This window comes from Bradyrhizobium sp. USDA 4341 (assembly GCF_054063755.1).
Genome location: NZ_JBSSGO010000001.1, coordinates 15,801 through 28,977, shown reverse-complemented (window position 1 = coordinate 28,977; position 13,177 = coordinate 15,801). Strand labels below are relative to the sequence as shown.

13 protein-coding genes are annotated in these 13,177 nt (G+C 59.0%); 5 read left to right on the top strand and 8 right to left on the bottom strand.

The features are described 5' to 3' along the window. Positions 1 to 402: 402 nt before the first annotated feature. Entirely contained in the window at positions 403 to 1,905 is a 1,503-nt protein-coding gene (locus tag ACVIGB_RS00185; RefSeq protein ID WP_456717667.1) for a hypothetical protein, read from the top strand. A gap of 208 nt (positions 1,906 to 2,113) precedes the next feature. Here ACVIGB_RS00185 and ACVIGB_RS00180 read toward each other — a convergent pair whose 3' ends face one another. The 5 genes from ACVIGB_RS00180 to ACVIGB_RS00160 all read right to left on the bottom strand — a co-directional run bounded on the left by ACVIGB_RS00180 (position 2,114) and on the right by ACVIGB_RS00160 (position 7,957). Further along, a complete protein-coding gene (locus ACVIGB_RS00180; RefSeq protein WP_456717668.1) occupies positions 2,114 to 5,125 on the bottom strand; it encodes a hypothetical protein in 3,012 nt (1,003 codons plus the stop codon). 231 nt (positions 5,126 to 5,356) lie between these two features. Next, positions 5,357 to 6,373, bottom strand: coding sequence for a Fic family protein (locus tag ACVIGB_RS00175; protein WP_456749061.1), 1,017 nt, complete (start codon positions 6,371 to 6,373; stop codon positions 5,357 to 5,359). Between the two features lie 67 nt (positions 6,374 to 6,440). After that, positions 6,441 to 6,929 carry a hypothetical protein gene (locus ACVIGB_RS00170; protein ID WP_456749060.1) on the bottom strand — a complete coding sequence of 163 codons (489 nt, stop codon included), beginning with the start codon at positions 6,927 to 6,929 and terminating at the stop codon, positions 6,441 to 6,443. Positions 6,930 to 7,160: 231 nt separating this feature from the next. Next, entirely contained in the window at positions 7,161 to 7,433 is a 273-nt protein-coding gene (locus ACVIGB_RS00165; protein ID WP_456717670.1) for a hypothetical protein, read from the bottom strand. Between the two features lie 2 nt (positions 7,434 to 7,435). Continuing rightward, positions 7,436 to 7,957, bottom strand: coding sequence for a hypothetical protein (locus ACVIGB_RS00160; protein ID WP_456717671.1), 522 nt, complete (start codon positions 7,955 to 7,957; stop codon positions 7,436 to 7,438). A 121-nt stretch (positions 7,958 to 8,078) separates the two neighbouring features. Between ACVIGB_RS00160 and ACVIGB_RS00155 the strand changes: the two genes are divergently transcribed. Continuing rightward, a complete protein-coding gene (locus ACVIGB_RS00155; protein ID WP_456717672.1) occupies positions 8,079 to 8,855 on the top strand; it encodes a TPM domain-containing protein in 777 nt (258 codons plus the stop codon). Positions 8,856 to 8,888: 33 nt separating this feature from the next. On the opposite strand, the gene ACVIGB_RS00150 is transcribed toward ACVIGB_RS00155, so the two are convergent. Next, positions 8,889 to 9,941 (bottom strand): hypothetical protein, encoded by a 1,053-nt coding sequence (locus tag ACVIGB_RS00150; RefSeq protein WP_456717673.1) that lies wholly within the window; start codon positions 9,939 to 9,941, stop codon positions 8,889 to 8,891. Positions 9,942 to 10,140: 199 nt separating this feature from the next. Further along, positions 10,141 to 10,371, bottom strand: coding sequence for a hypothetical protein (locus tag ACVIGB_RS00145; RefSeq protein ID WP_456717674.1), 231 nt, complete (start codon positions 10,369 to 10,371; stop codon positions 10,141 to 10,143). A 539-nt stretch (positions 10,372 to 10,910) separates the two neighbouring features. Here ACVIGB_RS00145 and ACVIGB_RS00140 point away from each other — a divergent pair. Beyond that, positions 10,911 to 11,165 carry a helix-turn-helix domain-containing protein gene (locus ACVIGB_RS00140; RefSeq protein ID WP_456717675.1) on the top strand — a complete coding sequence of 85 codons (255 nt, stop codon included), beginning with the start codon at positions 10,911 to 10,913 and terminating at the stop codon, positions 11,163 to 11,165. A 3-nt stretch (positions 11,166 to 11,168) separates the two neighbouring features. Then, a complete protein-coding gene (locus ACVIGB_RS00135) occupies positions 11,169 to 12,017 on the top strand; it encodes a metallophosphoesterase (protein WP_456717676.1) in 849 nt (282 codons plus the stop codon). Between the two features lies 1 nt (position 12,018). Here the strand turns inward: ACVIGB_RS00135 and ACVIGB_RS00130 are convergent, their stop codons facing one another. After that, the gene (locus ACVIGB_RS00130) at positions 12,019 to 12,600 is read right to left on the bottom strand and encodes a Spy/CpxP family protein refolding chaperone (protein WP_456717677.1); all 582 of its coding nucleotides are present in this window, start codon (positions 12,598 to 12,600) and stop codon (positions 12,019 to 12,021) included. Positions 12,601 to 12,786: 186 nt separating this feature from the next. Here ACVIGB_RS00130 and ACVIGB_RS00125 point away from each other — a divergent pair, with 186 nt between their 5' ends. After that, positions 12,787 to 13,116 carry a hypothetical protein gene (locus tag ACVIGB_RS00125; RefSeq protein WP_456717678.1) on the top strand — a complete coding sequence of 110 codons (330 nt, stop codon included), beginning with the start codon at positions 12,787 to 12,789 and terminating at the stop codon, positions 13,114 to 13,116. Positions 13,117 to 13,177 lie beyond the last annotated feature (61 nt).

Genomic DNA, 13,177 nt, shown 5'->3' with positions numbered 1-13,177 from the left:
GACCGCCGGCGGCGGGGGCTGTGCCAACACTTTAGGACCGGATCGATGGCGGTCTAAGAGTGCGTCGGAGGCTGGCCGAGGATCTCGGGGAAAACCGAGCTGGGAACGCGCGGCCCCGCAGCAAAGCCGACCGTTTCCCTGTAACGCTTGTCTCTGGTTTCGCGGCGGGCTGCCGGACGAAGGTCATGAAGAAGCAGAGGGCTTGGAAGAAGAAGCGACCGCATCCCCATTAGAAGGCGGGGAAGCGCGTACCAGTCCTAGAAGGCATTGAGAAGGTCTTCAAGGACATGTTGGTTCCCCGCATGCGGCACGACGTCCCTCAGCCGTGTCGCCGGGCGTTCACCTATTGAGCGCTTCCACTGTCCAAACGCCTCCCGTAGCCGAGTGTACACGAGTCCTAAAATGATATTTCGCCGTCTAGCGAACGCAATTCTTCTCAGCACCGTCCTGCAAATCGGTTGGCCTGGTGCCGGCGGGCTTGCTCAAGAGGTGCCTGCCATTAGCAAAGTTTCAGATCTTCAGCTAACGCCCGATGCTCGGCCGGTCATCAGCATAGTCTCAGAGACGGCCATCGCGGGACTTGCGACGCCAAACGTGCCCGCATCTTCAGCGCCAGTAAGTGTACTTAATGTCCGGAACGAAGAGCGTTCCTGGTCCAGCGATGGACAAGTCAGATACGCTGCTGGTCTCTCGTTCCGGTCCGCTCGGCTCGCCGATGAGCCAATGGTCAGCACATCTGCCTACACCATTATGATCATGGAAGCTCGGGAGGCCACCACTATCGATAACGTGAGGAGCCTTAACGACTACTTCGAACGCAAAATAGGTCGTCCAGCATCGGTCGAAAATGTCCGTGCAATCGACATGGCCATACCAGAACAGCCTGTCCAAGCACTCGTTGGCTTTGAAGATTGCGAGCGCGTCCTCAGGGGAATCGATATTGAGGTACGCCCGCAACTGTCGTTGTTCAGTATCCCGCTGAGTCCAGAACATAAGGGTAGTGATAGCGGTGTATATGGCTACAGCAAAAAAGGTCAGAAGGGAGATCCAGTTTTTTGGCTTGCCGAAATATCCCTTCTCATTCTCGCGGCGCTCGCATTCTACTTTGGGCTCCAACGACTCAACGTGGTCGGCTTCTTCTTGACGTTCACGGGCTATGTCCTGATCGCGCTCGCCACTTTCTTGTTCGGCATGGCGATGATGGACCACAGTTTTAGCAGTAATTTCGGCAACGCTGCTTGCGGCAGCCTGATATGTGGCGTCCTGCTCTCCGTCATCGGCGCCCTTTCCACACGGGCATATTTCCTTGACCTCGTTCTCAGCTCCAGGCCGCGATGGATCAGAATTCGAACCATCTTCTATTGCCTCGTCGGCGCCCTTCTCGTCGTCCAAGGGACGTCCCTCATGCTTTGCGGCGAGTTACTGACACCGAACTTGTTCGTGAAATACGGTGGCTATCCCTCACCCCTACTGCGAGGCATACACTCCAACTCTTACGAGAAACCCCTAAATTCTGATCGTAGCCGACCGATGTTGTTCAAAGCGAACTGCTCGATCGTCAAATCCCCCGACAAGGACCGAAATCATTTCGGCCTCAACATCCTCACGACTCGCGTGACGCCCGCAAGAATGACGGCGGTCGCGATCATGGAATACAGCCGCAGATGCAACGATCGCCCATCGATCTCTTACGACTATGGCACTCACGGAGCATCGCAAATTGGCGAAGTTGCGGGCGTTGCTGCTGAGAATATCCCAGACTCCTGTTCAACATTCTGGCCTAGGAACAGAGTTGAAGCCGCAGCATTTGCGCTGCTGATTGTATCGGTCATTGGAGGATTGTCCGTGGCAGCTTTCAGCATTTTCGCAATCTATGAATATCGGCGAGGTCGTCAACTGCGCTAGATTTCTGCTCGTTCCAACGCATTCGTTCGCCGAGATACGGCCGCAGCTCCAAGAGCAGAAAATCTAGAAGGTTCGTCCCGGCTCGAGCGCGACTGCGGCACGGTTCAACGGCCGTGACGGCAACGCCGCCATCAACATTGCCTGCCTCGGATGCGAGGAGATCGGTCTCCAGCAGACCGGGACGCCCGCCCTTCAGAGCGGAGCGACATCACAACTCAGGTGCCTGACGCCCCTGCTCCCCGAAAGCCTTGGCAATCGTGGTGACATACTTGCGCGTATAGATCGCTACTCCAACGCTTTCGAGCGGGAACGACGGTGCGATTTGAGCCAGAGCCAAAGCAGCCGCGATCTGGTCACCACCATCCCAGTGGGCCTGCACCTCCGGCAACGATACGAAGCGCCGCAGAAAGCGTTCGGCATGAGGCCGGCTGAGGCTCTTTCGATCACCAGGTGTGGTGATGATCTCCCCATCCCTTACCAAATGGCTGACCGCGGACTTCGACAGCACAGCTTGGGAAGCGAATCTCGTGAGCGGGACCGGGAGCGGCATGCTCTTTCGATCTGTTCGCACGGTCGGCTCACGGGCGCCTTTGCCTTTGCCGGTGGGCTTTGACCGCGACTGCACAACGCGGCCCACCCGCACTGTTCGGGCGGCGGCCACCGGTGGCGCCAGATGCTTTTTCGGCGATCCCTTGCCTTTGGTCTTGGACGGCCGGGGTTGAGAGATCGATTCAGCAAGCAGATCAAGATGCACCCAGATGCCGTCACATGAGAACGGCTTGGGGACGTAGGTGATCAGCCGGGGAGTTTCGAGGACATGAATCGCCACGTCCGCCTCCGAGAGGCCTAGATGCTTTGCGGCCATTGCAAAGGTCATTCGACGCGGGTCTCGAAAAACACCTCGACGAAAGCCGGTTTCGAACTGCTTGATCAATCCGGTCGCGGCGTCTCTGTTGAATAGCGGACCTAGCCCAAGCGGATTGTTAATCCCCCTCGGCTGGAGAAGCCCCTTCTCGACAAACCGATCGAAAACCTCCTCACCGCACCCGATGAGCTCCCGGACCATTTCGCTCGAGAGCAGACCACCTATCCTACCGGAAAAGTCCAGGACGCTCCTGGCGGCATGTTCGACCGCGTTTCTTACGCTGGCATTCTGCCAATCAGGCAGCCCATCCGGCCCGACATGAACGTCGAGACATAAGCCGATTTCCTGCAAAGACGGAATGAGTGCGACCGGTTCGATACCCGCTTCAGCAACGAGACGGCGGGCTGACTGTCCGCTCAAGAGTAAACGCCGGCGCTCCAACCTCTCTTGAACATGCTCTTCTTGTTGAAGCTTCCGGGCGGCTTCCTTCCGTTTTGTATCGAGCGCTGCTTTTGCCTTCTGCGCGGCTGCCTTCTTCTCCCGAGCTGCTGCTTTCAGCTTATCTCGCTTAGCCCGCTTCTTCTCTGCTCTTTGCTCTCGCAAAGCCTGCCGTGCAGCCTGAGCTTTCTGTTCCTTCAGGGCCAATCTTTCTTGGGCCTTTTGCTCTCGCTTGGCTTGAGCTTCCCGTTCTCGTTGCTCCTGTTTCGCCGCCCTTTCCTGGGCTCGCTGGGCTTGCAGCGCCCGCTTCTCACGCGCCGTCTGCTCAAGCCGCTCGCGTCTGGCATGTTCTTCCAGATCGAACATTTCGATCTGCGCTTCCTGCCCGCGGCGCGCCAGCTTCTCCTGTTCCTTTTGGGCTCGCCTGGCCTGCTTTTCCTGTTCCTGCTGCTCTCGCAGAGACTGCTTCTCGCGCGCAGCCCGATCTCGTTGCGCTTGCCGTTCCTCTTTCAACCGCGCGCGCTCAGCCAACCGCTCCTGAAGCTTCTGGTCTTTCAGAGCGGCCTTCTCGCGCGCGGCCTGCTCGCGCCGCTCTTGTTGGATCTGCTTTTCCTGCTGATCTAACAACGCACGCTCATGTTGTACGCGTCTCTCCTCCTCAGCTTTTTGCCGCCTCTCTTGCGCAATCAGTTGCCCTGCTTCGGTCAGCGGGCGGCCAGACCGGCTCATTGAGCCGTCGAGCTCTTCTAGATCCACCCAAATCCCATCGCATGCGAGCCGTTTGGGAAGGCGCGTAATTAACGAGAGATCATTCAGAACTTGAGCTGCAATATCCGCCTCGGAATACCCGAGGCGCGTTGCAGCCGTTGCAAAAGTGACTACCTCGCGTTTTGAACCCTGGCGCGGGATCGCTGTGGCAAACCTTTCCAGCACCCTCTGGACGTCGGAGATCCTGAACAGATCACCAAGCACCAAGGCATTGCTGATGCTGAATGGGAAAAGGTGTCCCTCCTCGATGAACTTGTTCAAGACATCGTTGCTACAGCCGAGTTGTTTGCACGCCCCATCGCGCGTCGCGATCTCTGGAATTTTCCCAGAGAGTACCTGCTTGGCTGCCTTCTCGATCGTCGCCTTGGTTGTCTCATTGCGCCAATCCAGCAATCCGTCGGGATCGAGGGCTATGTCGCGACAGAGTCCGATTTCGTGGAGCAGCGGCAGGAGTTCGTGCGGCTGAACTGCGGCGTTCGACGCAAGTTGGCGTGTCGCCGGCCCCGGTTGGACCTTGGGTTCGCGGACCGCCTTCGGTGCTTTCTCTCTTTCTTCCTTCCGCTTTTTCTCCCGAAGTTCTTTCCTCAGGTCCGGACCCACCCGCAAGATTGAGCGTTCCCAACGACCGAGTGAACCCGCCAGCCGATCAAGGTTGACCCAAAGGGTGGAATACTGGGGAGGGTCCGCAAGCCGGGTCACCAGGTATGGGTGCTGCAGCACATGAACCGCGACGTCGCTTTCAGCGAAGCCTAGAAGATGGGCGGCGGTTGCGATCGTCATTGGCTGGTGCGGCCCCTGCCAGTCGGGATCGAGCTTCGAGCCAAACCGGTCCAAGACGCGTTTGGCCGTCCCCGCACCGAAACGCTCTCCCAGTCCGAGCTCGTCGTCGGCCAGCACCGGAATGACCTGTTTTGTGGCAATGAAGGCTGCAAGGATCTCGTCGGAGCAACCGAGCCGATCACAGATGTCCGACCGCAAGATCGTACTCGCCAGGACGTCGCGGACCGCCTTCTCCACCTCCTCGAAGATTTCCGGGCGAGCGTCACCGGGAACAACCCCGCGACACATGCCAAGCCCCTGGAGCAATCTGATCAGTGCGGGCAGATCCTCAGGCCGACGGATTGGGCTGTTGGAAATCTGATTATTCACCTGCGCTCCGTTCGACCATCACTGCTCAACTCTCCGGACGGGAAGTTCTCTTTCGAAATCCAAGGAAGCGGGCAGCCAACACCTGGAACCGGGTGACCTACGCCACCCGGCACAACAGGTTCTAGCTGCCATTTCCGCGGGATTTAATCCTCCCGGCCCATTTTCTACCGCTCCGCGGAGCTCCAAGCGCTATTTTCTCAACCGGCGCGAGTTCCGGGAAAACTTCGATCCTTAGGGATGTGGTCCGGCCGGAGATGCTTCTACCGCCGGCGCCGGCGGCTCGATCCCAAACTCCTCTCGGACCAGGTTTTCGATCAAGGAGGTCTCTTCGTCGGTCAGCTTGGCATATTCCCGCTTGCGCCGCTTCTTCGAGAGATTGCCGCTATTTTGCACGATCTGAACGATGATGTCGGAGACCATGTTGGATGGCATCTCAACAAGACCAGCGATCCGGCGCTCGGCGCGATCGTGAGCTTCAAGATAGCGCAGCTCCTTGGGCAGTTTGTGTGTGACGGTTGAATCGACCACTTCACTGAAGAACTGCGTTTCATCAGTCACGTCAATGTAGCGATAGAGATCCGCCGTGTCAGCAGTCACCTCGACATTGCCTTGCGCGGCCTTCTTCCAGGGAATGAAAGGCATCAAGGGGCCGGAGCGGTTCTGCAGCAGGCTTACATAATCCTCGATCCGATCCAGGATTACCGTCGAAACCGGAAGAACGACCCCATCAGGCGAGAACCTGCGCTCTCCAAGCACGTGGCTCATCAAGAAGCGATGCAGGCGTCCGTTGCCGTCCTCAAACGGGTGAGCATACACAAACCCGAAGGAAAGGCCGGCGGCGTGCGCCATTGGATTGAAGCCTGCGTCCTTCCTCAGGAGCTTATCGTATTCGACCATACCGTTAACCAGCGACGGAACGTCTTCCGGCCGGGCGCCGATGAACTCAGGTCTCGGATCGCCATAATTATCACGAGTCCCGATAAAGACGCCGCTCTTGCGCAATCCGGTCTCAACGAAGCGATCATTGCCGATTACCTGGCGCTGCAGTTCGGTCAGGAATTCCACGCTCAGTTCGCGCTTTCCTGCAAGACCCAGCGTACGGCCCCACCGCTCAAGACGATCGCGAGCCGGATGTTCCCCTTCGATCTCGAACGTCGACCGGCTGTCAGCCAACAGGAGATAGGCCGCAGCCCTGGCGACCGTGCTGCGATCCGCTGCATCGACGACGCTATGTGCCCTCGCAGCCATCTTCGAAGCTGCATCAGGCAAATCACCTCGGCGCGCGATTGCGCAAAACTCCCTCGTACCGGGCAGATTATTCCGAATACGATGCCGCCGCGACAGCCGCTCCCTCGCCGTCAATCGTATAATACTGCTCGGGATCGAGCATGTCGGCGTAACCAGTCGTCACGAGATCATTCTTCAACGGCAACTCGCGTCCCGTCATCCACTCGTAGAGAAACCAAAGCCGACGACATGCCACGGACTGAGGCTTCTTTTCAATCTGCTGCGCAAGCTCCTTTGGATCAACCACATCAAAGGCCTTCTTCATGAGAAGGAGGTCGAGTTTTTCCCGCGCCATTGCGAATTCAAGATGGGCGGCATCGGAGTCCCCGGGCCAGTAACGCTCGCCGTATCCCGTGATTAGCCCTTCTTCACGCCAATTGCCCTTGATGGCGCCCGTTGAAACCGCCGATACCCGCCGGAGCGGGGCTTGAAGATTGTGGCGTTCCACAAGTGCGGCATACCCAGTCGGCCTCCACTTGCCCGGCAGGATGTGGTTCTGGACCTGGCGATCATCCATGTTTCGAATTCCTCACGGGCGTTTCAGATCGCACACGAAGTGCCATTTCCGATCTAAATTACGCACGCCATCAGCAAGGCACCATCAGGTTTCAAAATACACACCGAAGTATCAAATAACACACAAATAGGCGATCGGGTTTCAAATTACGCACGCCATAACGTTGGCGACACTATGAATTATCGTTTATATACAATTGGTTATACGAATGCCGAAACGTCGGGAAAAAAGTCACATTCCCATGTCCATGGCCGGTTCCGGTTCGACCGCCAGGCCGCCATCGGTAAACTCGAGACCGCTTTCGCGGACGAAGTCCACGATGCGCTGCTGACGTTCCTCATCGCTCTCGAATGCCGTGGGCATGAGTGCCGTGCAACCTTTGCCGGCAACCGTCCAGCGGCCGCTTTCCTTGTGTAGGCAGACGTCGAATTCCCCGCGGTTCAGCACGGAAAACCGCCAGATCGCAAACAGGTCATTCTCGGAATACGGGCGAAGAACCTGCATGTTCACATCCCGGGCGCGCGCCCGGGCTCCAGGTCTTGCTCGAGCACCGAAGCTTCGCGCTGAATCCGGAAGCCACCGAAGACAGTCGCGAACTCCGCCGTCACACCCTGAGAGATCCTCAGGAAGTAGTGGCACTCTTCGTTCGTGCCTTCATACAGCACCCGATCCGAGCTCTCGTGACGCACTTGAAACCGTGGCGGATCTGCCTTGGCGATTACATCAAGCGCTTCTCTGACTGCCGGAGCATTCGGATTGATCCCGGCTGCCAAGGCAGCGTCCAACAGCTTCTTGAGCGCGTTGAAACTATCCTTTCCAGACGCTGCGAGCCGGGCATTGCCGACGAATTCTTCGGCCAGTTTCCGCTCCTCAATCGCTCGCCTTGCAACGAGCGCCTTGGGCGGCTCCATCCGCAAGATCAGCGCGCCAGATTGGGTCTCGACCCGCGCGAAATCCTTCTTCCCAGGCATATTCCCGGGGTTGGCGCCGAACGACAGATACCAGCGTTCTTCGGTAGAGCGGCTCATCAAAGCCTCCTTGCGTGACGGTAAACGAATCCTTACGCGATCAATCTGCAAGTCAACAGCATGCACCACCCATGCCCACCGGTTTCGACGCCGCATTTTTCTATGACGGAGATTATCGTTGATGGCGCCCGGTCAGCTCTATCAACCTGCAGGGCCATCCGTATCTTCCAGCCATCGCATGCTGGAGATCGAGATGGACGTCACTACCTCCCATGGCGCGCTTGCCGCCTTCACGACCTCGATGAGCCTCGCCGTTATCGCGGGGCTTCTCGCGTTGTCAGCCCTTGCTCTCATGCGATACTCTCGCGGTCAGAACGAGCTCGACTGCTATCTGCTTGGAGGCGCATCCGGCGGTGAGCCGGCGCCAGAGGCGACCAAGCTCGATGGCTTATTGCGCAGCCTTTTCGGCGGCCACATCCTGGCAAGAAGGATCGGCGCATCAGCCCTGACAAGAGGCATCCAATTTGTCGACAAGGTCGATGCTGAAGGTGGTCGACTCGAGATCGTGATCCAGCGAGCGGCCAGTCTCGGCGACGCGCTTACCGGGACCACCGCCCGCGCTCGTGCAATTCGCTGCTTCACCGAACGCGGGATTTGGAACACGGAGGACCGAACCGGCATCCTCATCCTGGTGACGGTCGCCTCTTGCTCCGTGGAAATCGTTGCCGACCGCACACTCGCCGGCGGTCATGACACAGAACGGTTCGCCGCTCTCGCCCGGGAAATGTGTCGGACCTTCCGGGAAGGCGACTTCGACGATGGATTGACGCTCGCCGCCTCCGAATGTCTTCACATCATCCGGTCAAGGATGCGCGCGCCAGACCTTCAGTCACGCCCACTTCCTCGCCGCCTGGATCTCGGCGTAGCTGGCCAGCTTTTGCCAGAGGCTGCCGCATAGCGTTTCGCGAAGCAACGCAAGACGGCCTCGATCTCAGAGGACCGAGGTCCCAAAGCTCGCGGCATGCCAGCCGTAATAGGCGAAGATCGTCACCGCCAGCGCTCCACAGAGACTCACCGGCGCCAGCAAGGGGACCCGGCGATCGTGAGCACCGAGAGTCCGATTATCCGCTGCGGTCGCAAGCAGGACGGCAATGATCGCCGAATGTCCGATCGTGTCGACCTTTCCAAACTCAAAGCAGGCGGCGACGAACATCCCGGTCAACACAATCGCGGCAAACCGCCGGACGAGCGGCGTCCAGGCCAAGGCGAAGGCAAGGCCGAACTCCACCATGCCAGCCGCCCGCATATAGAATTCCCGATCGAACCCGAGCGTCAGGCCTGGATGCGTAACCGCGAGCGGAAAGCTCCACTCTGGATAGGCCCACTTTTCGACCGAAGCCCACATCAGGGTCACGGCAGCGGCGAACCGAACGACATCGACCGGGCGAACCCCAAAGAGATCCTTCTGAAGGCCGGCCAGAGCAAGGTAGGCCGCAACGCCGAGAAAAATCGGGTAATCAGCCAGGTGAAAGGCCCCGTACTCGCGCACGCCCAGGACAAACAGGATAACGATACCGGCCGCCGATACTGGCATCGTCCGCCGAGACAACATCCCAGCGGCAATACCAAGCTGAAGAGCACCCACCAGAGGCGAGGTCGTCTTCAGTTCGGGCGTCAACAAAATACCTCCGACGGCCCAAATCGACACGAAAAAGAACCCGCAAACCGCGCGGATCATCTGCTCGGTATTCAGCCTGAGCCAGGTCGTGATCCGATCGACGGAGCGGATCATCGCCTCACCCACGGCCGTTCGCTCGATCACACAGCCGGCAAAGAACCAGCAGATAGCAACGCCGAGCAGGAGCTCGAAATCCTGGCAAAGCACGTTCTCCAGCCCACGCGGCTGGCCCGCAACGTCATACGCACAAAACCACTTCACATGGGCGTTCGCTTCGCTGGTCCCGAACACTGAGAACCCGATAGCACCACAAAAAGGCCAGCCGGCCGCCAAACGGCGACCAAACCGAGACAGCCACCCCCACATCAGATCATTCCCCGAACCAAGTGCTCATCCAAATCGAATTTGGTCAGCCTGATACCTCCAGAGGAGAGCAACTTTCTCCTGGAGCTCTTCGCCAACTTGCAAGGATTCGATAACACTTGGAACTGGAACTCGGCAAGACGGAGCGGGTGGCAACCTTAACGGCAATGAATCAATCCGCCTGACCGTGGGGACGCCGAAATCAGATCCCAAGGGCCGGATAGTCGCCAGGAATGCCTAATCGTCGCATCAGATCGATCGCCTCCTCTTCGGTAAGCTTCGTGTCGACGCCATGGACCTCCCACGGGCGATAGACGGTCCCGTCAGCGAAACGGACGCCATACTCGTTCTTTGAGAAGTGGTCATCGAGGAACAGGCAGCCCTCGACTTGCCGGGTCGCCGGGTTGATGGCCTTGGCTGGATAGTCGCTCATACGCCGATCCTCGGCGCGGGCTGAGTCTCGGACGCTTCATTCAGCCGCGACTCGATCGCGAGCATCGCCTGGCGACCCGCATCCGTCCATGCCAACATCCCGTCACGTATTCGCTCGAACCCGATGCGACCGTCTGTCCGCCTCAAATATCCGGCGCCGACTAACCGATCGATAACCGGGGTTCTCGGATTCGGCGGCTCCCAAGACTCGCCTTTCGTCAGCTTCCACACTTCGTACAGCTGCACTCGCTCCCGGTCAGTCATGACTACCACTCTCGCTATAAACGCCGGCCTTCGCTACTGGCGACAAACAGAAAAACGCAACACAATGAACACACCAACATCGAAAAGCACAAGAGCCAGACCCGCATTAGGAACGAAGTCCAAGGATTCGGTAGGGACGATGCCGCCCTGATACCCGGGATTAGTGCCCCGGGGAGGTTCAGCAGGCGTTCTAGAACACCTACCGATAGGCCCCGGAGATCACCCGGGGCTTATTCGTTTAGGCAACCTCGTCGGCCTTCTGAGACGTCAGACGCCATGGCGAGGATTGCTCGACAACTCCGCGATGCCGCAGGCTTATTAAGGTTCCGTGAACTCTGCGCCCGAACTGCGGATCGCTCTGTGTCACCGGGACAGTTAGCAAGGATAGAGACCGGCCGCGGCACCCCATCCCCGCGCACGCTAACCTCGATCTGTCTCGTGTTCGGCTCGGCTACGCTCACGCCCTCGTATTTTGATAGCGTCCCCGACGCCTGGCGGCATAGAAGGACAGAAGAAAGCAGCGGAAGGTGAGCAATGCGCATCTGGGTCGAAAGCGACCGTCATTTTGAGCAGTCAAACACGGTGCCCAAGCCACCGGATGACTATGACGTGCTGGTGTGCCCTGGCGATCTGAATTACTTCAGAGACGTTGTCGCCACCCTTCGCCAGGATTTCTATGGCGACCCGTCCCGGCCACGCATCTACGTCCCTGGCAACCATGATTACTATCGAGGCGTCGCGATGGAGGACGCCGATACAAAGATGCGATTCCAGGCCTTTGGCACGAACATCCACGTATTGAACCCGGGGACAGTTGTCATAGACGGCGTCCGGTTCGTCGGGGCCACCCTCTGGACAGACTTTAGGCTGTTCGGATTGGGGACGTTGCCCCAGGCGATGGCCGAGGCAGAAGTAGGTTTAAATGATTCCCGCAAGATCCGGACCTACGAGAACAGGAACGGAAAACTGCCGTCTGGAACACGCTTCCGTCGCGCGCGCCGTTTCACTCCGGAGCACGCCATGCGACGCCATGAGCGAGAGCGCCGCTACCTGGAGAAGAAACTCCAGGAAAGCTTTGATGGCCCGACGGTTGTGGTCACCCACCACGGCATCAGCCCGCTGAGTGTACCCACACGGTTCAAGAGTGACCCGCTATCGCCCGCCTTCTCCAGCGATCTCACGAGCTTGGTGAACACCTACCAGCCGACGCTTTGGCTCCATGGCCATGTGCACGATAGCTTCGACTACAGGATCGGCTCGACCCGGGTTGTCTGCAATCCCACGGGGTACAACCACGAACCCAATCCGCAATACCGGGAGGGATTCGTGATTGATCTCGACCGCCCTATTCCGGTGCCCACCCCCACTGGCCCGGGCACCTAAATCACGGCTTCGGAGGCACCGCGACCGGCGCAGGCGGCTGTGGCGCCTGACCAGCTGTCGCCGGGGCAACCGCCGGACCCGGCGGCCGCGGGCGGGCCATCCGCAAGTTGCCGAGGTCGGCAAGCCGGATGCGCTGTTCGTTGCTCATGGTGTCAGCGAGCGGCTTGGATGCAGCCACAACGGCCTTCATTGCCACGGCGGTCGCCGCCATGCTGTCGGCACGCAAACCGATCGCCTCGAAGGGATCGATGGGTCCGCGGCCCGAGTGCGCTCGCTCCAGCATCGCATTCATCTGATTTGCCTGGATCTGGTAAAGCGACCGGACTGCCGCATCGATCGCCGGCCAGGACTTCTCCTGATCTGCAGTCAGCTTGAGCTGGGCCTTTGCATCGGCCAAGCGCTCATCGGCGATCTTCATCGGATCGGGGAGTTGCATCGCCGATTGCGCCCGTATGGCCGGATTGGGCTGCATGCTGTGTTCCGTGGAGATGGGCGGAGCCGACTTCGTCGACGATGTCTGCGCGAGTGCCGGGGCCGAGGCGAGCGCCGCCGCTCCGGCGAGCAAGAATGCGATGAGCTTCATAAAAGGGAACTCCGATCTGGACTTGCCCCAATCAGCAGGGCGGCGGAATGTCGCAAGGATTCGACTACCAGCGCAAGCGCCCACTCGCGACATCCCCCGCTCTCCACCAGCGTCACGACAACCGGCCGAACCGAGTTGCCTGTTGCCGCCGCGGCGGGCAAGCTGCCGACGCGCATGGAGAGGTCGATGAGCGAAGAGCGTAAACGGATTGAGGTCGAGATTTCGCTGGCCGTAGCCGATTACCTGGACAGTTCCGGCCCAGACGCAGCATTTCGAAGAGCGTCGACAGACGAAGACGGCGCTCTCAATGCGGCCCGAGAGCATTTGTTCCATGAATTGGACGCGACGACCGCTCGGCGCGTCACGCCCGTATCGGCTTCTTACATGGAAACCGATGCGGCCAACCCCTCCCATGCATGTGCAGTATATCGGGTTTTGCTCGATGCTCCTGCCGAAATCGCGAAGGACGTCAGAAACGCCTTTTCACAGGAGAACGACACTTCTCCTTCTCCCTGAAACTGTCCTGATGAACGGCAGATGTCGACCCTGGCAAGGATTTGATAGCCGGCATCGGATT